Below are 26,104 nucleotides of genomic sequence, written 5' to 3' on the forward strand. Positions count from 1 at the left end.
ACATATTTAGGAAAAGGAGACGTAAAGATATGGCACAGTACGAACAGTGGGCAGGATTTAAAGGAAGAAACTGGACACATTCTGTAGATGTTAGAAGTTTTATCCAGGATAACTACACTCCATATGATGGAGATGAATCTTTCCTGGAGGGACCAACTGAGGCAACCAACAAATTGTGGGGAAGACTTCAGGAACTTCAGAAAGAAGAACGTGCAAAAGGCGGCGTTCTAGATATGGAAACAGAAGTTGTATCCGGACTGACAGCATATGGCCCAGGGTATATCGATGAGAGTATGAAAGACCTTGAGCAGGTTGTAGGTCTTCAGACAGACAAGCCTCTGAAGAGAGCATTCATGCCTTACGGTGGAATTAAGATGGCAGAGCAGGCTTGTACAACTTATGGATATGAGCCAAGCCCAAAACTTCATGAAATCTTTACTAAATATCATAAAACACACAACCAGGGAGTTTTCGATATCTACACACCAGAGATGAAAAAAGCTCGTCATAACAAAATCATTACAGGACTTCCGGATACTTACGGACGTGGACGTATCGTTGGTGATTATCGTCGTGTAGCTCTGTACGGAATTGATTTTCTTCTTGAGAAAAAACAGTATGATTTTGAGCGTTACGCAAGACACGGCATGAAAGGTACAGACTTCCGTCTTCGTGAAGAGCTTGCTGATCAGATGAGAGCACTTCGTGATATGAAAGAAATGGCTGCTGCTTATGGTTATGACATTTCACAGCCTGCAAAAGATGCAAAAGAGGCTGTACAGTGGTTATACTTTGGTTATCTTGCAGCAATCAAGACTCAGAACGGTGCTGCTATGAGTGTTGGACGTGTGTCTACTTTCCTTGATATATATATTGATCGTGATATTAAAAACGGTAAGCTTACAGAGAAAGAAGCTCAGGAATTAATTGATCACCTTGTAATGAAGTTCCGTATGGTTAAATTCGCAAGAATTCCTTCTTACAATGAACTGTTCTCAGGAGATCCTACATGGGCAACTCTGGAAGTAGCCGGACTTGGACAAGATGGACGTTCTATGGTAACAAAGAACGATTATCGTTTCCTTCACACATTAAAGAACATGGGACCTTCTCCAGAGCCGAACTTAACAGTCCTTTATTCTTCAAGACTGCCAGAGAACTTCAAGAAATTTGCTGCTCGCATTTCTGTTGAGACAAGTTCTATCCAGTATGAAAATGACGATGTTATGCGTCCGGTATGGGGTGATGACTACAGCATCTGCTGCTGCGTATCTGCCACAGAGACTGGTAAAGAGATGCAGTTCTTCGGAGCTCGTGCAAACCTTGCAAAATGCTTAATGTATGCAATCAACGGTGGTGTTGATGAGAAGACAAAAGCACAGGTTGGACCAAACTACCAGCCAATTACATCTGAGTACCTTGATATCGATGAAGTACTTGCTAAATATGACGAGATGATGGAGTGGCTGTCTAAACTGTACGTTGACACACTGAACATGATCCACTACATGCATGATAAATATTATTATGAGGCAGCACAGATGTCTCTCATCGACACAGATGTAAAACGTTCATTTGCTACAGGTATCGCAGGATTCTCACATGTAGTAGATTCCTTAAGCGCTATCAAATACGCAAAGGTTAAACCAATCCGTGACGAGGACGGAATTGCTGTTGACTTTGAAATCGAGGGAGATTTCCCAAGATATGGTAATGATGATGACCGTGCAGATGACATTGCAGTTTGGCTTCTGAAGAAATTCATGCACAAACTGAGCAAATGCCATACTTACAGAGATTCTACACCGACAACATCTATCCTTACAATTACATCAAACGTTGTATATGGTAAGGCTACAGGATCTCTTCCAGATGGAAGAAAAGCAGGAGAGCCATTATCTCCAGGAGCTAACCCATCATACGGTGCAGAAAAAGCAGGACTTCTTGCTTCCTTGAACTCTGTTGCTAAGCTTCCATATGAACTTGCATTAGATGGAATTTCTAATACACAGACAATCAGCCCAGGAGCACTTGGACACAATGATGAAGAGAGAAGTGTGAACCTTGCACACGTATTAGATGGATACTTTGATCAGGGAGCTCATCATCTGAATGTCAATGTATTTGGTACAGAGAAACTGATCGATGCTATGGAGCATCCAGAGAAACCAGAGTACGCAAACTTTACAATCCGTGTATCTGGATACGCTGTAAAATTCATCGACCTGACTCGCGAGCAGCAGTTAGATGTAATTTCCAGAACATGCCATAAAGAAATGTAATTTTCACACATATAAGACCTCGTGTTTGACAATGCTCTTCGCGGGGTCTTATAATTAATTATGTAAATTTTCAAAATAATAAACCATTATTGAAAATACATTTTAAAAATATATAGATAGGAGATTGTTATTATGGAAGGATACATTCATTCCACAGAAAGTTTTGGTTCTGTAGATGGACCAGGAGTTCGCTTTGTCATTTTTACTGCAGGATGTCCCATGCGTTGTCAGTTCTGTCATAACCCGGATACATGGAATATGAAAACAGGTACACTGACTTCTACGGATGACCTGATCAAAAAAGCCCTCAGATATCGTTCTTACTGGGGGAATGAAGGTGGCATTACTGTCAGTGGTGGTGAACCGCTTCTTCAAATTGATTTTCTGACTGAACTTTTTAAAAAAGCAAAGGAAAATGGAATTCATACAACACTAGATACAAGTGGTAATCCTTTCACAAGAGAAGAACCTTTCTTTAGCAAATTTAATGAATTAATGCAATATACCGATCTCATTTTGCTTGACATCAAACACATTGATGAAAAGGAGCATATACGTCTGACAGGGCATACGAATAAAAACATCTTAGATCTGGCAACTTATCTGTCTGATATGAAGAAGCCTGTCTGGATCAGACATGTTCTTGTTCCTAAGCGCAGCGACAAAGATGAATATCTGGACAGACTGCATGAATTCATTCTGACTCTTCATAATGTAGAACGCGTAGAAGTTCTACCATATCATACACTTGGTGCATACAAATGGAAAGAACTTGGTATGGAGTATCCATTAGAAGGAATTGATCCTCCGACTGCTGAGCGTGTAGAGAATGCCAGAAAACGTCTTGGAGCATTTTAATAATACCAATTTATAATTTGATAAAAGAAACATATAGCTTATGATATTTTAAAGCTGTGTGTTTCTTTTTTACTTCAGTAATGAAAGACATACCTTCATTCATACATTATTACAAACGATATTTTCATAAATTGAAAAATGGAGTTTTATGAGTATAGATTTGGAAAATAGCAAAAGAAAAGCTGCCAAAGCATCCAAATTTCCAGAAGATGTTGTTCTTGGAATGCCTAATGTTGAAATTCTGGGACATTCTGAAATGCGAATTGAAAATTATCGGGGACTGATTGAATATACAGATCAACTCGTTAGAGTTCAGACAAAAATCGGTCAGATACGAATTACCGGAAAGCACCTTCAAGTTGATTCTTATACGAATGATGATATGAAAATTACGGGGAAAATTCAGAATATTGAATATCAGACATAAGGTGGGGGATTCATTCATTGCTTTTAAAAATATATCAATATATTCGAGGATATGTAAGAATCCGGATTACCGGTCATCGTATGGAACGTTTTATTAACGCATGCAATTACCGAAAAATAAAAATCTGGGATTTATCAGCCAGCGATGGCTCTTACGAAATGAATCTATGGGTAAAAGATTTCAAAAAGCTGCGTCACATTTCTCATAAAACTTCCACAAAAATTACGATTGTAAAAAAATATGGACTTCCTTTTTATCTGTTTGACCATCGAAGACGCAAGCTTTTCTTTGCTGGCATACTTACTGCCACCGTTTTACTATTGATAATGTCTGGTTATATCTGGGATATTGAAATCCTTGGCACACATACACAGACCGAAGAAGTCATAAGAACATTTCTAAAGGAGAATCATGTGAATACCGGCATACGGCGCGGAAACATTGATTGCGACCGTATTGTAAAAGATATTCGGAAAGGATTTGACGACATCATCTGGGTATCTGCATCTATAGAGGGAACCAGACTGATCATTCAAATCAAAGAAAACGAAGATGCTAAAATAGATAATAAAACAGATAATAAAACAGATATAAAAGAGGATATATATCCAAATTCTGATGCTGGGACGGACCTTGTTTCAGATTGCACAGGGACTATTGTACGCATTATCACTCGAAAAGGTATTCCTATGGTGCGGGAGGGAACATCTGTAAATCCCGGTGATATTCTTGTTTCCGGTCAGATTCCTATTCTTAATGATGCAAAAGAGATCACAGGATATGAGTCCTGTCATTCAGATGCTGATATTTTCATCCAGACTCAGATTCATTACGAGAATACTTTGCCCAGAAAATACGTAAAAAAAACAAGTGTAAAGTTCCCCCGTTTGTTCTATCTGTATTTTCGCATTGGTAAATATCGTCTGTCACCATTTTTCATCTGGTCTCCGTATGAACACTATTCAAAAAGCACAATGGAGTCACGGCTGAAACTTCTAGATCATTTTTATCTGCCGGTATATATCGGCGTTGTAGGTCTGACCCCTTATAAACCTGTTATGAAAAAATATACAGATCAACAGCTTCAAGACAAATTGAACAGATATTTCTTACGATATTGTGAAGATTTAGATAAAAAGGGGGTAGAAATTATTCAGAATGATGTTAAAATAGACACAGGGTCAAAAGAGGGAGCTATATCTGGTACACTGACCATCATCTGCAATACCGGACAGTCCCGACAATCTGAGATTCTGCAGCTTCCGAATGATCCGGAAGAACAAACTGAACAATTAGGAGAATAAGATATATGGGAATTATGGAAACTGTTCTTGAAATCCCGGCTGAGCATGAAGCAAATGTATTCGGGCAATTTGATGCTTTTGCAAAAAAGATTGAGCGCTCCCTTCATGTGACACTGATTTCCAGAGATGGTGTTGTCAAGATCATGGGGGACAGCAATGCTGTAGAACGCGCAAGAAATGTACTCTCACAGCTTCTTGAATTATCCCGTCGAGGTAACACGATTTCAGAACAAAATGTGAATTATACGCTGGCACTTGTCATGGAAGACAGTGAAGATAATGTCTTGGAAATTGATAAAGATATTATCTGTCACACCTTACAGGGGAAGCCAATAAAACCAAAGACACTTGGGCAAAAACAGTATGTAGATGAAATTCGGGAAAAAATGATTGTCTTTGGACTAGGTCCTGCCGGAACAGGAAAGACATACCTGGCCATGGCTATGGCAATCACTGCATTTAAAAATAATGAAGTTGGAAGAATCATTTTGACAAGACCTGCCATTGAGGCGGGAGAAAAGCTTGGATTTCTTCCGGGAGATCTGCAAAGCAAGATCGATCCTTATCTGCGTCCGCTTTATGATGCTCTTTATCAGATTATGGGAGCAGAAAGTTTTTTGAAAAATTCTGAAAAAGGACTGATTGAAGTCGCACCGCTTGCTTACATGCGTGGACGTACATTAGACAATGCATTTATCATTCTGGACGAGGCTCAGAACACAACTCCGGCGCAGATGAAGATGTTTTTAACAAGAATCGGATTTGGCTCAAAAGTTGTAATTACCGGTGATGAGACACAAAAGGATTTGCCAAGTGGTCAGACTTCCGGACTTGATGTAGCTGTCCGTGTTGTCGGCAAGATCAATGACATTGGAGTATGCCGTCTTACAAGCAAAGATGTTGTCCGCCATCCGCTTGTCCAGAAAATTGTAAAAGCTTACGAAGAATACGAGACAAAGACACAGAACAAATCAAGAAATCGCAGCCGAGAGAAAAGGAGAAAATCATGACATTATTTTATGAAGAAGAAGGAGCATTAAAGCTCCCTTTTGATTGCCAGGCGCTTGCCCGTGAAGTCATAAATGGCGCATTGGAATATATTCATTGTCCATATGAAGTTCAGGTCAATCTCTTACTCACTATGAACGATGAGATTCATGAGATGAACCGGGATTTCCGTAACATTGATCGTGCAACAGATGTACTTTCTTTCCCGATGCTGGAATATGAAACTCCGGGAGACTTCTCTCATTTTGAAAGCGAAGAAGACTGCTTCGATCCGGAGACAGGTGAGCTTCTGCTTGGAGATATTGTGATTTCCAAAGAAAAAGTCATTGCACAGGCTGAAGAATACGGTCATTCCGTCAAACGTGAATACGCATTCCTGATTGCACACTCGGTCCTTCATCTTTCCGGTTATGATCATATGGAAGAAGAGGAACGTATTGAAATGGAGACTCTTCAGCGTGAAATTTTAAATGAGCTAAATATATTACGTTAACATGGAGTAAATTATGAGTGAAAACAAAAGTGAAACCGGGAAGAACTTTCTCGTTCAGGGTTCCATTCTGGCTATAGCCGGAGTCATAACTAAAATTATCGGAGCAGTGTACCGAATTCCCCTCGTAAATATACTGGGTGATAAAGGTATGGGCTACTACGGAGTCGCGTTTCAGATTTACGCGATTGCACTTACACTGACTTCTTACAGTCTGCCCCTTGCAGTATCCAAGCTTGTCTCTGCAAGACTTGCAACAGGACAATATAAAAATGCATATCGCGTCTTTCGGGGTGCCATGACATTTGCAATTGCAGCAGGCGGTATCGTCGGTGCCATCATATTCTTTGGCGCTGATTTTATCGCATCGAATCTGATGGCAATGAAAATGAGTACGTTAGCTTTGCGAGTACTGGCTCCGTGCATTCTGATCGTGGCAATCCTTGGTGTATTCCGTGGATTTTTCCAGGGAAATGGATCCATGATTCCGACAGCTGTTTCCCAGATCATCGAACAGATTGTCAATGCAGTTGTCAGCGTAGTCGGTGCTTACATGCTCCTTAAGGTTGGTAAAGAAGTTGCTGCCCAGAAAAATAATGATTCTTATGGTGCGGCTTATGCAGCATCTGGCGGTACACTAGGTACCGTGATGGGAGCACTTGCTGCGTTATTATTTTTATTTTTCTTATTTTTAGCTTTCCGGAAGAAATTCCGCCGTCAGATGGAGCGTGATCGTGGAAATAAAACTGAAAGTTATAAGAGAGTTTTTAAAGTGCTTCTATTAACGATTGCACCTGTTATTTTAAGCGCAACGGTCTACAATCTTTGTGGTGTTGTAGATAATGCTATGTTTGGGACAATTATGTCTATTCAGGGGCATAAAGAAAGCGAATATGCCGCCCTTCTTGGTATTGTAACCGGAAAATACGATACACTGATGAATGTGCCTCTTGCGATTTCCAGTGCCTTTGGATCTTCCTTGATCCCAAGCATTGTACTTACAGCAAAGACCGGAAACCGCAGACAGGTTCATGAAAAGATTGATATTTTTACGCGTTTTAATATGATTATTGCGATTCCATGTGCAGCCGGATTTATCGTACTGGCAAAACCACTTCTGGATTTATTATTCTTTACAGAGAATAATACTCTTGGCGGTGTATTATTACAGATGGGAGCAATCTCTGTTGTATTTTACAATCTTTCTACTGTAACGAATGCAGTGCTTCAGGGACTCGATAATATGATGGTACCGGTAAAGAGTGCCGCCATCTCTCTTGTTATACATATCATTTCCCTGTTCCTTATGATGGTTGTTTTCAAATGGGGCATTTATGCAGTTGTTTTGAGCAAGATTGTTTTTTCTCTTTCTACCTGTATTTTAAATGCACATGCATTGAGAGAACGAATCGGATATGTTCAGGAGCAGAAGAAAACATTTGTCATACCGGCAATTGCCTCGATCATTATGGGGATCGTTACACTTGTTGTACATTTGTTATTTGAATTGTTCGTAGGAACAAGAATTGCAACTGTCATTGCATTGTGTGTTGCTGTTGCAGTTTACGGTGTTGCGCTTGTACTTCTTGGCGGTGTAACAGAAAAAGAGCTATCTTCCATGCCAAAGGGACCAATGTTAGTCAAAATATGCAAGAAAGCTCATTTATTCCGTTCCTAGGCTGTTCTTAATGCTGCATGACACGGATCATGAATAGAAGTAAATAATAAAGTCAATACTGTACTTAAAAAGGAGATATTTCCATGAAAAGTAAGTACAGCATTGGCTTTTTAAGTTGTTGTGCATGCCTGATCATTGCCATGACATTTGCATATCAGTTCAGTTATCAAAAAGCAAAGGCGAGAGCTGAAAAACTAAAAATAGAAGAGCAGCAGACCATGGAAAATGAGGATTCATCTTCTGTCACGACCGGCAGCAAGGCTTCCAAAAATGACTGCTATTATCTGATGGAAGTGAACGGATACATTGTTGTGTATTTCAGCGATAAGAAAACACCTTATGAGTATACAGACATTCATTATGATGAACTTCCAGAACTTTTAAGACAGGAAATCAGAAATGGAAAGTATATTGAAAGTACCGCTGAGCTTTATGGCTTTCTCGAAAATTATTCCAGTTAATGTATCCTGGATTTTTCTGTAGACTTCTTGTTCCGGATAGTGTAAGATAAATAGATGACGTCTTTATTAAGAAAGGAACGAAAGCACATGGACGAAAGCAAAATTGCCCGTATTAATGAACTCTATCACAAATCCAAAGAGGTCGGATTAAGTGATGCAGAATTAAAAGAACAGCTTATCTTAAGAAAAGAATATATTGACAGCGTCCGCCGTAATCTTAGGGGACAGCTTGACAATATTTCTGTCAAAGAGGCAGATGGAAGTATTACGAATCTAGGTGAAAAATATGGAAACAAAAAAGTCCATTAGGCAGATTATCCGTAAGCAACGCAAAGAACTGGATCCAATTATCTGGCAGTCACAGACGGCTGAAATCTGTCGTAAGACATGCGAACTGGATGTATTCCGGGAAGCAACAGATATTTATTGTTATATAGATTTCGGAGGGGAAGTGGGGACTCGGCCACTTATGCTGGAAGCCTGGAAACTCGGAAAAACTGTCTGGGTTCCGAAGGTTCACGGCGAAACAATGGATTTTTATGAAATTACTTCTTTTGATGAATTAAAACCTGGTGCTTATGGTATTCTCGAACCCGCTGCCGGAATACCTGCATCGGCAGACGACGGACTTATGATCATGCCAGGAGTTGCCTTTGATACAAACCGCAATCGTGTCGGCTATGGAGGCGGTTATTATGACCGATATCTGGAGTCACATCCTCAGCTTCATACACTGGCACTGGCTTTTGATATGCAAGTCTTATTTGAAGTCCCGGCAGAGGAACAAGATATTAAGCCACAGCTTCTTGTGACAGAAACAAACATTTATCAGGAAGGATAATATTATATATGGAATTACCAAAAGATCCAGTCATGCTTCTTAGCGTGATCAATACAGAACTCAGAGATAAATATCCATCGCTGGACGCACTATGCGAAGACCGCGAAATCACAAAAACATCTATTACAGATACGTTGAAAGGGATTGATTATGAATACGATAACATCAGGAATCAATTTGTCTGATCCTGTACCTCATAAGGAACCAGAAAGACAATATTATTTCATAGAAAAAGCGAAAGAATACGTAAGAAAAGAAGCAGAAGAAGCAGGAAGGCCGATGACTTTCTGCGTCACAACCTTTGGGTGTCAGATGAATGCGCGCGATTCAGAAAAATTACGTGGAATTCTACTTGAAATAGGCTACGAAGAAGCGTCTGAAGAAGAGGCAGATTTTGTAATCTTTAATACGTGTACTGTCCGGGAAAATGCGAATACAAGAGTTTACGGACGCCTTGGTCAGTTAAAGTCACATAAAAAGAAAAATCCACATATGAAGATTGCCTTGTGCGGCTGTATGATGCAGGAACCGGAAGTTGTAGAAAAACTTCGTACAAGCTATCGCTTCGTAGATCTTATTTTCGGCACCCATAACATTTATAAATTTGCGGAACTAATTACTGCAGTTTACGAAGGTGGCCGCATGGTCATTGATATCTGGAAAGATACTGATAAGATTGTCGAAGATCTTCCAAACGACAGGAAATATTCCTTTAAATCCGGAGTCAACATTATGTTTGGCTGCAATAATTTCTGTAGTTACTGTATCGTGCCATATGTAAGAGGACGTGAGAGAAGTCGTAAACCAGAAGCAATTGTGCGGGAAATCGAACGTCTTGTAGCTGATGGTGTCACAGAAGTTATGCTTCTTGGACAAAATGTAAATTCTTACGGAAAGAACTTGGAAGAACCGTTGCCCTTTGCAGAACTACTACAAAAAATCGAGCAGATCGAGGGACTTCATCGAATCCGTTTTATGACTTCCCACCCGAAAGATCTTTCTGATGAATTGATCGAAGTGATGGGCAAGAGTAAAAAAATCTGTAAACACCTTCATCTTCCCGTACAATCCGGAAGCAGTCGTATTTTAAAGAAGATGAACCGCCATTATACAAAAGAACAGTATCTGGAACTGGTAGATAAAATCCGTGCCGCTGTGCCGGATATCTCTCTGACAACAGATATTATTGTCGGATTTCCTGGTGAGACAGAAGAGGACTTCCTGGAAACTTTAGATATTGTAAGAAAAGTGCGATACGACAGTGCATTTACATTTATCTACTCCAAGAGAACCGGAACGCCTGCTGCCACAATGGAAGATCAGGTTCCGGAGGAAGTTGTAAAAGATCGTTTTGACCGTCTACTGAAAGAAGTTCAGACAATTGCAGCAGAGGTATGTGCTGTACATGAAGGAACCGTTCAGGAAGTGCTGGTTGAATCTGTCAGTGACCATGATGACCATATGGTAACCGGACGACTCAGCAATAACATTCTTGTTCATTTCCGGGGAGATGCATCTATGATCGGCGATTATGTCAATGTGAAGCTGGATCAATGTAAAGGCTTCTATTATATTGGAGAACAGGTATAGAAAAATATACCAGTGATGATATTGATAAAACGAGTAGAAAACGCTCACACTATTTTGTAAGAACAGATAGTGAGGGCGTTTTTATATGAAGAATAGCTTATCAAAGAAAAACATTTATTTAAAAAATATAAGTGAATATCTTGTACTATGGGCTGTCGGAGGATGTATTTATTATGGGATTGAAGTCTTATTTCGCGGTTTTTCACATATAAGTATGTTCATGCTTGGCGGACTGTGTATGCAGTTTTTTACATGGCAGGGACGGCTGACAGAATGGCAGGATGCTCTGCCAAGACAGATTACACGTTGTACGATCTTTGTTGTGAGTATGGAATTTATCACTGGAATTATCGTAAACAAATGGTATCACCTGGCAGTTTGGGATTATTCGGATATGCCATTGCAGTTATGGGGGCAGATTTGTCTTCCCTTTGCGCTTATTTTTTCTTTTTTATGTACTATGGGTATCCTTCTGTCCGGATATCTGCTCCATTGGTTCTATAGAGAACCAATACCACATTACCGCATTTGGTAGTGTTACATCATCCGTTTTGATATTTGATAAACATGTGGCAGGTAGTGATAACTAATCTTTTCCTGTTTGTCTAAAATTTCGACTTTCATGAAACAGGATGAGATGTTATAATATAAAGATGCCGAAGTTTCGAGATTGCCAATGGCATTCCTGAATTCACAAGTATTACACAAGAGGAGATAAAAAAGTGGCTGAATTAACACCTATGATGCAGCAGTATATGAAAACAAAAGAAGAATACAAAGACTGCATTTTATTTTATAGACTGGGAGATTTCTATGAGATGTTCTTTGATGATGCACTGGTAGCATCAAAAGAACTGGACATCACCCTTACCGGAAAAAACTGTGGACTGGAAGAACGTGCACCGATGTGCGGTGTCCCGTTCCATGCAGTAGACGGTTATCTGAACCGGCTCGTATCTAAAGGTTACAAGGTCGCCATCTGCGAACAGATGGAAGATCCGGCAACTGCAAAAGGAATCGTCAAACGTGAGGTTGTCCGGATTGCCACACCTGGAACGAACCTGGATATGCAGGCATTAGACGAGACAAAGAACAACTACATTATGTGTGTTGTTTACATGGAAGATCGTTTTGGGTTGTCTGTCGCTGATGTTACGACCGGCGATTATTTTGTTACGGAGATTAATACAGAAGAAAAACTGTTTGACGAAATCTATAAACTTATGCCGTCGGAGCTTATCTGTAATGAAGCATTTTTCATGAGTGGCATGAACATCGAGGATTTGAAGAACCGCCTTGGAATTACCATTTATTCACTGGATCCATGGTATTTTGATGATGCAATCTGTCAGGATACATTAAAAGAACATTTCAAAGTCGGATCATTGACTGGTCTTGGTCTTGCAGATTATGACTGTGGGATCATTGCTTCCGGAGCCCTTTTGATCTATCTGAAAGAGACTCAGAAGACATCTCTTTCCCATATGTCACGTCTGATTCCATATGCTGCCGGAAAATATATGCTTCTCGACAGTGCTACAAGACGGAATCTTGAACTTTGTGAGACTTTAAGAGAGAAGCAGAAGAGGGGAAGCCTTCTCTGGGTACTGGATAAGACGAAAACCGCCATGGGTGCCAGAAATCTCCGAAAATATATTGAACAGCCACTGGTTCAGAAATATGATATTGAGAAACGTCTGGATGCTCTCAATGAGCTTTTAGATAACGCGATTTCAAGAGAAGAGATCCGGGAATATCTGTCACCGATCTATGATCTTGAGCGTCTGGTCAGCAAGATTACATATCAGTCTGCGAACCCGAGAGATATGATCGCATTTGAAAGTTCTCTTTCTATGCTGCCTCATATCAAATATATTTTAAGCGAGATGACAAGTCCTCTTTTGAAAGAACTTTATGAAGATTTAGATACTCTGGAAGATCTGTGTACACTGATCAAAGATGCAATCCAAGAAGATCCGCCGCTTGCCATGAAGGAAGGCGGTATTATCCGCGACGGGTATAATCCGGAAGTTGATAAACTCCGCTCTGCTAAGTCTGACGGGAAAGACTGGCTTGCAAAACTGGAAAGTGACGAGCGTGAGAAAACCGGCATCAAAAATCTAAAGATTAAATACAATAAAGTATTCGGCTACTATCTGGAAGTGACCAATTCTTTTAAAGATCTGGTTCCGGATTATTATACAAGAAAGCAGACCCTTGCCAATGCAGAGCGTTATATTATTCCGGAATTAAAAGAACTGGAGGATACGATTCTCGGTGCGGAAGATAAGCTTTATTCTCTGGAGTATGAGCTTTACAGTGATATCCGAAGCCGTGTTGCCAAAGATGTTGTCCGTGTCCAGAAAACTGCCAAAGTGATCGCCCAGATTGATACACTGGCTTCTCTGGCTCTTGTTGCAGAGCAGAATAATTATGTGCGTCCGAAGATAAATGAAAAAGGTGTCATTGACATCAAAGACGGCCGTCACCCGGTAGTTGAGAAAATGATTCCAAATGATATGTTCATTTCCAATGATACATATCTGAACGATAAAAAAGACCGGATCGCAATTATAACGGGACCGAACATGGCCGGAAAGTCTACCTACATGCGCCAGACAGCCCTGATTGTTCTGATGGCTCAGATTGGTTCTTTTGTTCCTGCCTCCAAAGCCGACATCGGTCTGGTAGACCGTATCTTTACCCGTGTAGGAGCTTCCGATGATCTGGCAAGTGGTCAGAGTACATTTATGGTCGAGATGACGGAAGTCGCAAATATTTTAAGAAATGCCACTAGCAAGAGTCTTTTAATACTTGACGAGATCGGCCGTGGAACGAGTACATTTGACGGGCTCAGCATTGCCTGGGCAGTCATCGAACATATCAGTAACAGCAAACTTCTTGGTGCTAAGACTTTATTTGCCACACATTACCACGAGCTGACCGAGCTGGAAGGCAAAATAGATAACGTGAATAACTATTGCATTGCTGTTAAAGAGAACGGCGACGATATCATTTTCCTTAGAAAAATTGTCAAAGGTGGTGCGGACAAAAGTTATGGTATCCAGGTAGCGAAGCTTGCAGGGGTGCCGGAGTCTGTTACTGACCGGGCAAAGGAAATTGTAGAAGAACTGGTTCAGACAGATATTACAAGCCGGATCAAAGATATTGCTGTTTTGGGTGCCCCAAAACCTAAGGCAAAAAAATATGATGACGTGGATCTGGCTCAGATGTCATTGTTCGATACAGTGAAAGATGATGACGTATTAAAAGAGTTAAAAGAGCTTGATCTTGGAAACCTGACACCAATTGAAGCACTCAATACCCTTTATCAGCTTCAGAACAAATTAAAAAACAGGTGGTAGACCATGAGTAAGATACAGGTATTAGACCAGATTACAATTGATAAAATTGCCGCCGGGGAAGTCATAGAACGTCCGGCATCCGTAGTCAAAGAGCTTGCTGAGAATGCAATTGATGCCGGTGCGACTGCTGTAACTGTCGAGATCAAGGAAGGTGGCATTACATTTATGCGAATCGCTGACAACGGAATCGGAATTGATAAAGAAGATGTCCGTGCTGCATTTTTACGCCATTCTACAAGTAAGATCCGAAGTGCAGAGGATCTTGCACACATTTCATCTCTTGGTTTCCGTGGCGAAGCACTTTCCAGTATTGCAGCGGTCTCTCAGGTAGAGCTTCTGACCAAGACAAAGGAAGCAGATTTTGGCGTGCGATATAAGATTGCCGGTGGGAAGGAAGAATCACTTGAAGATGCCGGTGCCCCGGATGGCACGACATTTTTGATCCGGCAGCTTTTCTACAACACACCTGCCAGAAGAAAGTTTTTAAAAACTGCTATGACAGAGGCTAGTCACGTCGGAGACCTGGTCACAAGACTAGCGTTGTCTCATCCGGAAGTTTCCTTCCGTTTTATCAACAACGGTCAGGTTAAACTTCATACTTCCGGCAATGGAAATTTGAAGGATGTCATCTATCATATATACGGACGGGAGATTGCATCGAATCTGATTGAAGTAGATTTTGAAAGAAAAGGAATCCACATTACCGGATATCTTGGAAAGCCCTTGATTTCCCGCGGCAACCGTAATTTTGAAAATTATTTCGTAGATGGAAGATACATTAAGAGCAGTATCATCTCCAAGGCAATTGAAGACGGATATAAAGATTTTACTATGCAGCACAAATACCCATTTGTCGTGCTTTACCTGGACGTAGACACAGAACATGTAGATGTTAATGTGCATCCGACCAAGATGGATGTCCGTTTTAATAATCAGCAGGAGATTTATAATACCCTGTTTGCGGCTGTCGATGACGGACTACATGAACGGGAGCTAATTCCCGAAGTGACATTGGATGATATAAAAATTCCAGAAGAACCGAAAGATTGTAAAAGTAATTTTCCAGAAGAACCGAAAGAGTCGAAGATGGATCTGCCGAAAAAAAGTGAGGCAGAACATACCGAAAAGCTGCGAACCTCTTTGCAGTCACCACAAAATGAAGATGAAAAGCTGCAATACTTTATGAATGAGATGAAGAAGAGAGTATATTCTTACCATGAAGCGCTGCACGAAAATAAGCAAGAAACAACACCTGCTTTATCCAATACCGACTCCTGTAAACCGCAGAAAAATGTATCAGTGCAGGACTCCTATAAACCGCAGAAAGATATACCAGTGCAAGACTCCTATAAAACGCAGAAAAATATACCGGTGCAAAACTCTTATAAACCACAAAGAAATGTGCAGGCACAAGGCTCGCAGATCGCAGAGTCGCCAAATTATACTGCAAAACAAGTTCCTGCGGAAAAGCCACAGCAGCTCAATTTCTTTGAAGAAAAACTTCTGGAGCCACAGGCAAAAGCTGAACATAAGATTATCGGCCAGGTCTTTGATACTTACTGGCTGGTAGAATTTCATGATAACTTATATATTATCGACCAGCATGCAGCTCATGAGAGAGTTCTGTATGAACAGACATTGAAGGGCATGAAGACACGGGAGTTTACTTCTCAGCTTATTAGTCCGCCAATCGTACTGAATCTGTCTATGCAGGAGGCAGAACTTCTCAGGCTTTATATGGATCAGTTCACGCGGATTGGTTTTGAGATAGAAGAATTCGGACAGGATTCCTATGCAGTCCGCGCTGTACCGGACAATTTGTTCAGTATTGCAAAAAAAGAACTGCTCATGGAGATGATTGACAGTCTGTCTGATGAAATCAACCGAAATGCGCCATCTAATCTGATTGACGAAAAGATTGCATCTATGTCCTGTAAGGCAGCTGTCAAAGGAAATATGCGATTGAGCGCTGCAGAAGTAGACACATTGATCACGGAACTTCTGTCACTGGACAATCCTTATCACTGTCCACATGGGAGACCCACCATTATCGCCATGTCAAGGCGCGAACTGGAAAAGAAATTCAAACGTATTGTTTAATATCGAATATGAAAAATGTAAGGGATGATATATCATGCAAAAACAACCTTTAATCATTCTCACCGGACCTACTGCAGTCGGTAAAACAAAGGCTTCCATTGGTCTTGCAAAAGCAATCGGTGGTGAGATTATTTCTGCAGATTCCATGCAGGTCTACAAATATATGGATATTGGTTCCGCAAAAATCCGTCCGGAAGAAATGCAGCATGTTCCACATTACTTAGTAGATGAACTGGAACCAGACGATGAATTTCATGTTGTCCGTTTTCAACAGATGGCAAAAGAAGCTATGCAAAAGATCTATGCTGCCGGGCATATTCCAATCGTAGTAGGCGGAACCGGATTTTATATTCAGGCACTACTTTATGATATTGATTTTACAGATAATGATAATGACACCTCGCTCCGCGCAGAATTAGAAACATTTGCAGAAGAACATGGCGCAGAGGCACTTCATGAAAAACTTCGCGAAGTGGACCCAAAATCGGCAGATACTATCCATGCAAATAATATAAAGCGGGTCATTCGGGCATTGGAATTTTATCAGAAAACCGGAATGAAAATTTCTGAGCACAATGAAACAGAGCGACAAAAAGAGTCGCCCTATCAATTTGTATATTTTATCTTAAATGATGACCGCAAGAACCTGTACCGCCGTATAGATCTACGAGTTGACAAGATGATAGAAGAGGGGCTTGTCGCGGAAGTTAAGGCTTTAAAAGCGCGTGGCTATGACCGCAGTATGGTTTCTATGCAGGGACTTGGATATAAAGAAATTCTGGACTATCTGGACGGAGTATGCACATTAGAAGATGCCATTTACAAAATCAAACGAGATACAAGACATTTTGCAAAACGTCAGATTACATGGTTCAAGCGAGAGAAGCATGTGACATGGATTAATAAAAAAGATTACAATTATGATGAAGATAAGATTCTGGAAGTGATGCTCGAATCTATTAAAAAAGATATTTTGGAGGGACAATCATGTTAAATATAGAAGATATGTATCTGGAAATGGGAATCCGCAGAGAGGTTTACGATTTCGGGAGCCAGATTGAAGGAACTTTAAAAGAACGTTTTGATGCCATCGACAAAGTGGCAGAGTACAATCAGTTGAAAGTCGTGCATGCAATGCAGAAATGTAAAGTCAATGCCGGCTGTTTCAAATACGCCAGCGGATACGGTTATGACGACCCGGGACGTGACACACTGGAAGAAGTGTACGCAGAGATTTTTCATACAGAAAGTGCTCTTGTAAGACCGCAGATCACATGCGGAACTCACGCACTGGCACTGGCACTGGCTGCAAATCTGCGCCCGGGCGATGAGCTTCTATCTCCAGTCGGAAAACCTTATGACACATTGGAAGAAGTCATTGGAATCCGCCCATCGAATGGTTCTCTTGCGGAGTACGGAATTTCCTATCGCCAGGTAGATCTTCTAGAAGGCGGTGCATTTGACTATGACAATATCAAAAAAGCAATCAATGAAAAAACAAAGCTTGTAACAATCCAGCGTTCCAAAGGATATCAGACAAGACCAAGCTTTTCCGTCTCACAGATTGGAGAACTGATTGCATTTGTAAAGAGTATCAAACCAGACGTTATCTGTATGGTCGATAACTGTTACGGTGAATTTGTAGAGACGATTGAGCCAAGTGATGTGGGTGCAGATATGGTCGTTGGTTCCCTGATCAAGAACCCGGGCGGTGGACTTGCGCCAATTGGCGGATATATCGCAGGACGAAAAGATCTGATTGATAATTGTGGATACCGCCTGACTTCTCCAGGACTTGGAAAGGAAGTTGGTGCATCTCTCGGTGTCATGCAGTCCTTCTTCCAGGGACTTTTCCTGGCACCGACTGTGACAGCAGGTGCTTTAAAAGGAGCCATCTTTGCAGCAAACATCTACGAAAAATTAGGTTACAGTGTCATTCCAAATGGTACGGAGAGCCGCCACGATATTATTCAGGCAGTAGAACTTGGAACACCGGAAGGTGTCATCGCATTCTGTAAAGGAATCCAGGCTGCCGCCCCGGTTGATTCCTATGTCACACCAGAGCCATGGCCGATGCCAGGATATGACAGCGATGTTATTATGGCAGCCGGAGCATTTGTTCAGGGCTCCTCTATCGAGCTGAGTGCCGATGGTCCGATCAAAGAGCCATATGCAGTGTATTTCCAGGGCGGACTTACATGGCAGCATGCAAAGCTTGGAATATTAATGTCTTTAGAGTATCTGGTAAGAGAAGACCTTGTAACAGAGTTATAATATAAAGTTAAGGAGTTCAGATATGAAAACACTTGCAATTGTCGGAGGCGGTGCTTCCGGTATGTTGGCGGGCATCACCGCCCTTGAGACAAATCCAGACATTCAGGTCATTATCTTTGATCAGAAGGATATTCTTGGAAAGAAAATTTTGTCTACCGGAAATGGGCGCTGTAATCTGACAAATAAAAACATGTCTTTGGATTATTTCCGAAGTGATGAGCCGCAATTGATTTCTTCTGTTCTAAAAGCCTTTGGATATTCGGATACAATTCGTTTTTTCGAAAATCTGGGACTTCTGATGAAATCCAGAAATGGATACATTTATCCAAGATGTGATCAGGCATCTGTCGTCCGTTCTGTTCTGGATAATCGTTTAAAAGAACTGGGCGCAGACATCAGACGTGAGAACGCAGTGACATCCATATGCCGGACAAAAAAAGGATTCCAGATTGAGACCGGCAGCGAAAAAATTCAAGCTGACCGCATCATTTTAGCAGCCGGCGGAAAGGCTTCTTCGAAACTCGGCTCTGATGGCAGCGGTTATACCCTTGTCAAATCACTGGGGCATTCTGTTGTGCCGGTTGTTCCGGCACTGGTGCAGTTAAAAGTAAAGGATTTTGCCTTTCAAAAAGCTTCAGGAGTCAGGACAGATGCAAAAGTAACAGCCTTGATCAATGGGCGTATGGCTGTCTCAGATACCGGTGAACTTCAGATTACCAATTATGGCATATCCGGAATTCCTGTATTCCAAGTCAGCCGCTATATTTCCAGGGCTTTATATGAAAAGCAAAATGCGCAGGTTATGATTGACTTTCTGCCGGAATTAGAGGAAGCTTCACTTAGAGAACTATTTAGCAAAAAACTTCAGCACCTGAGCGAGAACCAAAAGTCAAAACCGGAAGACCTTCTGACCGGAATTCTTCACACAAAACTAATTCCGGAAATACTCCGAATTTCAGGCATCCGTTTTTCTGCGAAACTAAATATGATCAAAGGAGCAGAACTTACAAGACTGTGTGAGGTCATAAAGTCTTGCAGGTTAAACATTTCTGATACCAACGGGTTTGACAATGCTCAAGTTAGCGCAGGCGGTGTCAGCTTAAAAGAAGTAGATATGGAGACGATGCAGTCCTGTATTACAAAAGATCTCTATCTTGCCGGAGAACTTCTTGACGTTGATGGAATTTGTGGCGGTTATAATCTACAGTGGGCATGGGCTACCGGTTATCTGGCAGGAAAACATGCGGCATCTGATCTATAACAATTACTTTAAGAAATATATAAATTCGGCCGATTCATAAAAAAAGTGAGGAAAAAGAATGGAATTACTAAAACTGGTAATTGTGGACGATGAACCAATTTTATTACAGGGACTTTTAGATACCTATGACTGGGAGGGTATGGGATTTGAGGTTGTCGGATCTGCCAAAAGTGGAGTTCAGGCACTGGAAGTCATCAGACGTGAACAGCCACATGTCGTTCTAACCGATATTCGAATGAAGCAAATGACAGGACTTATGGTTATGGAAGAAATTCAAAAAGAACAGATCTCATGTCTTTTTGTAGTACTTAGTGCATACCGTGATTTTGAATATGCAAAACATGCCTGTGATCTTGGCGCCTATGCATATCTTTTAAAACCAATTGATGATGAACAGCTTCGCTCCACAATGACCGGAGCCTATAACACATGTATCAAACAGCTACGCAGTGAAGAAAAATACGAAAGCTGGGAACAACTCCTTTTAAAAGACGGTGACAGTTTTCTGCAGGTTGTAATACAAAAATATGTTCAGAATCTGATTCCGGAGGAAAAGATTGCAGAAGTATTTTCTGTACTTCATGATTTGCCGGATAATCATGATTTTTTTATCACAGTGTGCGCCGATATTGATTTAATTTATAAAATTACAAATTCTTTAGATTATGAAGCATCCAGATATGCCGTAATCCAGGAAATAGAAGCACATGTTTTTGAACATTTTTCGTACTGGAAATTTGAAGGGGAAGACGGCAATTATGTTTTCATTATAAAAACTCAGCAAAAAAATGCAGTAAGGCAGATCAAAACTTTATTAGAACAGGCAAAGAATGAAGAAAAATGTCCGGTCATCGCTTCTATTTCCAAGCCATATAAAGGGATATCCGGAATCAGGAAAAGCTATGAAGAAGCACAAAAATTATTTGGAATTGCCAGTGCTTCCGGTGCCAGTGCGTTTACAATTCCAGAAGATTTAGAAGAACAGGAAGACGATTCGAAGCAGTTTTCTGAAGACAGGGAAATCCGGATTATGAACAGCATACGGAAAAATGATTTTGTGGAACTAAAAGAAACATTTATTGATTTTATTTACCATCTTCCAAAAGAAGAAGCACGGCAATGCCAGTACCTTCATAAAGTTATGCTCCGAGTACAGTTCATGCTTCAGGACACCTATGGTATGAACGAGGATATGAAAAATCAATTTGCAAATTATTATTCTAACCTGAATCATCTGCCGGCTGTAAAAGCAGTAGATGTCTGCTACAAAATTTTATGCCGTGCAATAGAACTGCGTCAGGAAGAAGCCGGAAAAAATGAAACGGGTTATTTTAAAGAATACATGACAGAAGCTGTCGCTTATATCGAAGAACATCTTCAAGAGGAAGACTTGTCAATCATTGCAACAGCAGCTCATGTATATTTAAACCCGGTTTACTTTGGACGTATCTTTAAAAGCACCTTCCATATGACTTTTAAACAGTACCTGGTCAAAAAACGTATGGATAAAGCAAAAAGAATGCTGGAAGAAGGAAATACCAGTATCCGAACAATCTGTGAAGAAGTTGGTATCAGCAATCCTTCTTATTTTTCACAATTATTCAAGCAATATACCGGAAAACTGCCAAGTGAGTATAAAAAGGAATACGAAGTATGAAGCAAAAATATTTAAGTTCAGGTATCCAGAAAAAATATTTAAAATCTACGCTTATATTACTTCTTCTTGCACTTTTATTATCTATGATCGGAGTATGGAGTTATATGCACCATACTTTAAAAAATAATATTATAGAAAAATACGAGTTTGCAGACGAGAAGATGGGAATTTTACTGGATAATCTTTATACGAAATCGAAAGAAGTGACTGCAGAAGCTATTCTTAATGAAACGATCCAAAAAAGTCTGAACGCAGAAGAACTGACTGATAATGAAAAGAATGCCGTTGGCAAATATTTCTCATATCTGGATCTGGATTCTATTCAAGATTATTGTTATATGGATAATAAAGGAAACATATATACCAGATCCTATAGTTATGTAGATGCTTTTGACATTAAAAACACTGTGTTTCAGAAGAAACTTGGTACAGAGTACGCAAAAACAGTCTGGTTCATTGCAAAAGATACACTCTTTAACGGAAAAGAAGATTCCTTGTTCATCACCCGATATGTTCATTCTCTGGACTATCCAAGTGAACCGGGAATTATTATTCTGAAAATGAATCCTTCCTTTTTGAATCATATCGTAACGATGGATTCCGAAAAGGCAGATTCTTCCATTCTAACCGGAATAATGGATCAGAATGGAAATATTTATGCTCTGAATCAGAAAAACACTGCCTTGCCGGACAATGTGACGAAAACTTTGATAAGCGCATGTAAAAAATCCTCTGATACGGGAATTATTCTCAATGGAGAGGCTGTAACGGGTGGTTATCTGTCTGCTTACTATCAAAAGGACTGTTCGTTTTCCATCTTTACGTATGTGCCAAATGAAGTTGTTACAAGTCAGACCACCCAGATTTTAATTGTATTGGTTCTGATTTACCTGATTATTGTAGTATTAGCCCTATTACTCAGTATCTTGTTCTCTAATCGGTTCACCAGACCGGTCCAGGAAATCACCACATATATGACTGGATTTGACGGTGGAGATTATACACATATGCCGGAACTTCACACAAACACGGAATTAGATCAGATTGGACATTCTTACAATGAAATGCTTGGCAATATTGAACAACTTGTCAATGAAATTAAATTACAGGAAAAAGAACTGCGCACCAGTGAATTAAATATGCTGATCAGTCAGATCAATCCACATTTTCTGTATAATACACTGGATACCATCTATATGCTTGCGCGTATGAACAAAGAGGAAACGACCATGCGTATGATCCAGGCTCTTTCAAAGTACCTGCGCCTCTGCCTCAGTAAAGGAAGTGATATTGTATCCGTAGAAGATGAGCTGGAAAATGTGAAAAGCTACATGGAAATCCAGCAGATCCGAAACGTAGATCTGTTTGAGTATGAAATTGACTGTCAGGTCAATGCAAAAGAAAATAAAATCCTGAAGCTGATTCTTCAGCCATTAGTAGAAAATGCAGTAAAATATGGATTCAGTGAAATCTATGAGGGGGGCTATATACGGATACGGATTACAGAAGAAAATGATGTTCTGGTGCTATCTGTCTATAATACCGGCATGCCAATGAATAAAGATATGGTAGAAAAGATCAACGGACTTACGCATTTACCTATTTCTCAGATCAAAGAGGCATTTCCTGACAAAAAACATGGATACGGTGTATTTAATATACTGACTAGACTGCGGTTAAAATACGGTGATAAAATTACATATTACTACGAAACAACCGATGCAAGTACAACTTGTACGATAAAAGTGCCAAAAGGAGGTGAGCAGGAATCATGAAAAAGCAACATATCAAAAAAACAATCCGAAGTATATTTATACTTCTACTTATGATCTGCCTGCTGACCGGTTGTAAAACATCTGAAAAAAAACTGGCAGAAGAATCCAAAGAACCAGTAAAAATATCCATTATTCTGACCGTGGATCCATCTACCGGAACGAAAAATGAACAGAAAGTAGTGGAAGCATTTAATAAAAAATACAAAGGAACCTATGAACTGGATGTTGACTGGATCGTAGAGACAGAAGCTGACTATCGTCAAAACCTGAAACGATTGAATGCAACCGATGAACTTCCAGATATTATTACAGATCTTCGAATGCTTCCTTCTTTTTATCAGAAAATGATTGCAGAAAACCGAATTGCGGATCTGACTCCATATATTGATGCAGACGAAGAGTGGTCTTCCATGATCGAACCTGTTGTACAGGAAGGCTGCACTTACGCAGACGGAAATATTTATCTTGCACCAATTTCAACTGCGGCTTTTTCCTGCTGCGGCATATTCTGGAATCAGGAATTGTTTAACAAAGCCGGCATTGATTCCTTTCCAACAACATGGGATGAGTTCTGGGCGTGTTGTGACAAACTTACAAACGCAGGTATCACGCCACTGGCACTACATACAGATGGAACGGGATGGGCACCTATGTTACTGGCAAGTGCAGCAGTCGCTTCTTCATCGGAAGAAGGTGCTGAATTTATGAGTCTGATCTATCCGGACACCTACCAGAATGCTTCCGGGCTGGAATTGGCAAATACTTTAAAACGGCTGTTTTCCTATACAACATCGAATGCCCTGTATAATGATTTTGACACGGCATACAATAACTTTTTTACCGGGAAAGCAGCTATGGTTCCAAATGGATATTGGATGATCGACCAGATCCCTGACGGATGGGAACAGTGTGTTCGTTTTTCTTCTTTCCCTGGAAATACACTGGTTTCTTCTCCGGAAACATTTGGCTGGGCACTGACGTCTGGATGCAGTGAAGAAGTAAAAGAAGGAGCACTTGCATTTTTTAAATTCCGGACAGAATTTAATCTTCTGGAAAAAGAAAAGATGTTTTCAATGGAGGAAAAATACATAAGCCAGGTGGAACGCGACTACCTGAAGGCATTTTCGAATTCCCCGACATTTGTTCCGAATTACCAGGTCAAATGGAATTCCGTTTTCCAGGAAAATACTCTCTCCAAATACCTGCCTCAGCTTGCGGAAGGACGTATTACCCCGGAAGATTTTCTAAATTATGCAGATGACAGCATACGACAATTTGAAGAAGAACAATAACGGAAAGTTTAATTTTTTATATTAGAGGTTTTTTTATTGATACAGTTTTACGCAAATTTCCTGCTAAAATATGAGTAAATCAAGAGAACAAAAAAGATTCTCAGAAAGGCGAGGGAACAATTATGAAAATGCGTAAAGTTGTATCAATTTTACTTGTTGCAGCAATGACTATCGGAATGGTAACTGGCTGCGGCAGCTCATCGGGCAAAAAAACTGCAAAGTCTGATGCAAAAGGAAAGGTATATTATCTGAATTTCAAGCCAGAGCAAGATGAGCAATGGCAGGAACTTGCGGAGCAATACACAGATGAAACGGGAGTTCCGGTAACTGTACTCACTGCTGCATCCGGTGAATACGAAAAAACATTAAAATCCGAGATGGCAAAAACAGATGCTCCTACATTATTCCAGGTAAATGGTCCGGTAGGACTTGCAAGCTGGAAAGATTATTGCTATGATCTGAAAGATTCTGATATAGCAAAAGAGCTGACAGATGATGACTTTGCTCTGATGGACGGAGATAAGATGGCAGGTATTGCTTACGTTGTTGAGAGTTACGGTATCATTTACAACAAAGAGCTTCTTAAAAAAGCAGGTTACTCCGCATCAGATATCACAAACTTTGACAGCTTCAAGAAAGTTGTGGAAGACATTACAGCAAATAAAGACAAACTTGGATTCTCTGCATTTACATCAGCAGGTATGGACGGTTCTTCTGACTGGAGATTTAAAACTCATCTGGCAAACCTTCCAATCTACTATGAGTATAAAGCAGACGGTATTGATAATACAGATGCAATCAAAGGTACATACCTTGACAACTATCGTCAGATCTGGGATCTGTACATCAACAACGCAACTTGCGAGCCAACTGCTCTTTCTACAAAGACAGCTGATGATGCAACTGCAGATTTCGTAACAGAAGAGGCTGTATTCTATCAGAACGGTACATGGGAATACAACAACATCAAAGATATTGGTGATGATAATCTTGGAATTCTTCCTATCTACATTGGTGTAGACGGAGAGGAGAATCAGGGAATCTGTACTGGTACAGAGAACTACTGGTGTGTAAACTCCAAAGCTTCAGAAGATGACATTCAGGCTACTTTAGACTTCATGAACTGGTGTGTAACATCTGATACAGGCGTTAATGGTCTTTGCAAAGAAATGGGATTCACGATTCCATTCAAAGCAAATCTTGATTCTGATAACGTACTTGTAAATGAAGCAAACAAATATCTGGAAGATGGCAAAACTCCTGTTTCATGGAACTTCTCAACAATGCCTTCTGAGGAGTGGAAGAATGGTGTTGGTTCTGCATTAACTGCATATGCAGCAGATCAGACAGATGCGAACTGGGCAAAAGTTGTAAGTGCTTTTGTAGACGGCTGGGCAACTGAAGCAGCAGCTTCCAAATAAGAAATATCAAATATTAATCG

The 26,104-nt window shown here is 40.4% G+C and carries 22 protein-coding genes; all 22 read left to right on the forward strand.

Annotation, left to right across the window (positions count from 1 at the left end):
* The first annotated feature begins 29 nt into the window (after nt 1-29).
* The 22 genes from pflB (at nt 30) to LI164_RS00555 (ending at nt 26,084) form a co-directional block, all read left to right on the forward strand.
* Complete coding sequence (gene pflB / locus LI164_RS00450; protein WP_040015443.1) at nt 30-2,282, forward strand: formate C-acetyltransferase; 2,253 nt, start codon at nt 30-32, stop codon at nt 2,280-2,282.
* A gap of 132 nt (nt 2,283-2,414) precedes the next feature.
* Nucleotides 2,415-3,140 (forward strand): pyruvate formate-lyase-activating protein, encoded by a 726-nt coding sequence (gene pflA / locus LI164_RS00455; protein ID WP_005332673.1) that lies wholly within the window; start codon nt 2,415-2,417, stop codon nt 3,138-3,140.
* 148 nt (nt 3,141-3,288) lie between these two features.
* Nucleotides 3,289-3,567 carry a sporulation protein YqfC gene (gene yqfC / locus LI164_RS00460; protein ID WP_005332674.1) on the forward strand — a complete coding sequence of 93 codons (279 nt, stop codon included), beginning with the start codon at nt 3,289-3,291 and terminating at the stop codon, nt 3,565-3,567.
* A gap of 17 nt (nt 3,568-3,584) precedes the next feature.
* The gene (locus LI164_RS00465; RefSeq protein WP_040015444.1) at nt 3,585-4,871 is read left to right on the forward strand and encodes a sporulation protein YqfD; all 1,287 of its coding nucleotides are present in this window, start codon (nt 3,585-3,587) and stop codon (nt 4,869-4,871) included.
* A 5-nt stretch (nt 4,872-4,876) separates the two neighbouring features.
* Nucleotides 4,877-5,881: a PhoH family protein gene (locus LI164_RS00470; protein WP_005332676.1), complete on the forward strand. Its 1,005-nt coding sequence runs from the start codon at nt 4,877-4,879 to the stop codon at nt 5,879-5,881.
* Nucleotides 5,878-6,372, forward strand: a complete 495-nt coding sequence (ybeY, locus tag LI164_RS00475) for an rRNA maturation RNase YbeY (protein ID WP_005332677.1) — start codon at nt 5,878-5,880, stop codon at nt 6,370-6,372. The genes LI164_RS00470 and ybeY overlap by 4 nt, the downstream gene beginning before the upstream one ends.
* A 13-nt stretch (nt 6,373-6,385) precedes the next feature.
* Entirely contained in the window at nt 6,386-8,047 is a 1,662-nt protein-coding gene (locus LI164_RS00480; RefSeq protein ID WP_005332678.1) for a polysaccharide biosynthesis protein, read from the forward strand.
* Between the two features lie 83 nt (nt 8,048-8,130).
* Nucleotides 8,131-8,508 (forward strand): hypothetical protein, encoded by a 378-nt coding sequence (locus LI164_RS00485; RefSeq protein WP_005332679.1) that lies wholly within the window; start codon nt 8,131-8,133, stop codon nt 8,506-8,508.
* 87 nt (nt 8,509-8,595) lie between these two features.
* On the forward strand, nt 8,596-8,817 hold the full coding sequence (locus LI164_RS00490) for a DUF896 domain-containing protein (protein WP_005336417.1): 222 nt from the start codon (nt 8,596-8,598) through the stop codon (nt 8,815-8,817).
* Complete coding sequence (locus LI164_RS00495; protein ID WP_005332681.1) at nt 8,795-9,349, forward strand: 5-formyltetrahydrofolate cyclo-ligase; 555 nt, start codon at nt 8,795-8,797, stop codon at nt 9,347-9,349. Before LI164_RS00490 ends, LI164_RS00495 begins: the two co-directional genes overlap by 23 nt.
* Nucleotides 9,350-9,357: 8 nt before the next feature.
* Entirely contained in the window at nt 9,358-9,534 is a 177-nt protein-coding gene (locus LI164_RS00500; RefSeq protein ID WP_005332682.1) for a DUF4250 domain-containing protein, read from the forward strand.
* Complete coding sequence (miaB, locus tag LI164_RS00505; RefSeq protein WP_040015445.1) at nt 9,500-10,939, forward strand: tRNA (N6-isopentenyl adenosine(37)-C2)-methylthiotransferase MiaB; 1,440 nt, start codon at nt 9,500-9,502, stop codon at nt 10,937-10,939. The genes LI164_RS00500 and miaB overlap by 35 nt, the downstream gene beginning before the upstream one ends.
* Before the next feature lie 85 nt (nt 10,940-11,024).
* The gene (locus tag LI164_RS00510; RefSeq protein ID WP_005332685.1) at nt 11,025-11,474 is read left to right on the forward strand and encodes a hypothetical protein; all 450 of its coding nucleotides are present in this window, start codon (nt 11,025-11,027) and stop codon (nt 11,472-11,474) included.
* Between the two features lie 205 nt (nt 11,475-11,679).
* A complete protein-coding gene (mutS, locus tag LI164_RS00515) occupies nt 11,680-14,304 on the forward strand; it encodes a DNA mismatch repair protein MutS (protein ID WP_005332695.1) in 2,625 nt (874 codons plus the stop codon).
* Between the two features lie 3 nt (nt 14,305-14,307).
* On the forward strand, nt 14,308-16,404 hold the full coding sequence (mutL, locus tag LI164_RS00520; protein ID WP_227086579.1) for a DNA mismatch repair endonuclease MutL: 2,097 nt from the start codon (nt 14,308-14,310) through the stop codon (nt 16,402-16,404).
* A gap of 34 nt (nt 16,405-16,438) precedes the next feature.
* Nucleotides 16,439-17,398: a tRNA (adenosine(37)-N6)-dimethylallyltransferase MiaA gene (gene miaA / locus LI164_RS00525; protein WP_005332698.1), complete on the forward strand. Its 960-nt coding sequence runs from the start codon at nt 16,439-16,441 to the stop codon at nt 17,396-17,398.
* A complete protein-coding gene (locus tag LI164_RS00530) occupies nt 17,392-18,678 on the forward strand; it encodes a methionine gamma-lyase family protein (RefSeq protein WP_005332713.1) in 1,287 nt (428 codons plus the stop codon). Before miaA ends, LI164_RS00530 begins: the two co-directional genes overlap by 7 nt.
* A 22-nt stretch (nt 18,679-18,700) precedes the next feature.
* The gene (locus LI164_RS00535; RefSeq protein ID WP_005332714.1) at nt 18,701-19,939 is read left to right on the forward strand and encodes an NAD(P)/FAD-dependent oxidoreductase; all 1,239 of its coding nucleotides are present in this window, start codon (nt 18,701-18,703) and stop codon (nt 19,937-19,939) included.
* Between the two features lie 58 nt (nt 19,940-19,997).
* Complete coding sequence (locus LI164_RS00540; protein WP_005332716.1) at nt 19,998-21,596, forward strand: response regulator; 1,599 nt, start codon at nt 19,998-20,000, stop codon at nt 21,594-21,596.
* Nucleotides 21,593-23,371, forward strand: coding sequence for a sensor histidine kinase (locus tag LI164_RS00545; protein ID WP_005332724.1), 1,779 nt, complete (start codon nt 21,593-21,595; stop codon nt 23,369-23,371). Before LI164_RS00540 ends, LI164_RS00545 begins: the two co-directional genes overlap by 4 nt.
* Complete coding sequence (locus tag LI164_RS00550; protein ID WP_227086580.1) at nt 23,368-24,663, forward strand: ABC transporter substrate-binding protein; 1,296 nt, start codon at nt 23,368-23,370, stop codon at nt 24,661-24,663. The genes LI164_RS00545 and LI164_RS00550 overlap by 4 nt, the downstream gene beginning before the upstream one ends.
* A 122-nt stretch (nt 24,664-24,785) precedes the next feature.
* Nucleotides 24,786-26,084 (forward strand): ABC transporter substrate-binding protein, encoded by a 1,299-nt coding sequence (locus LI164_RS00555; protein WP_005332726.1) that lies wholly within the window; start codon nt 24,786-24,788, stop codon nt 26,082-26,084.
* The last annotated feature ends 20 nt before the right edge of the window (nt 26,085-26,104 follow it).

The organism is Dorea sp. 210702-DFI.3.125, from assembly GCF_020560945.1.
GTDB lineage: Bacteria > Bacillota > Clostridia > Lachnospirales > Lachnospiraceae > Dorea > Dorea formicigenerans.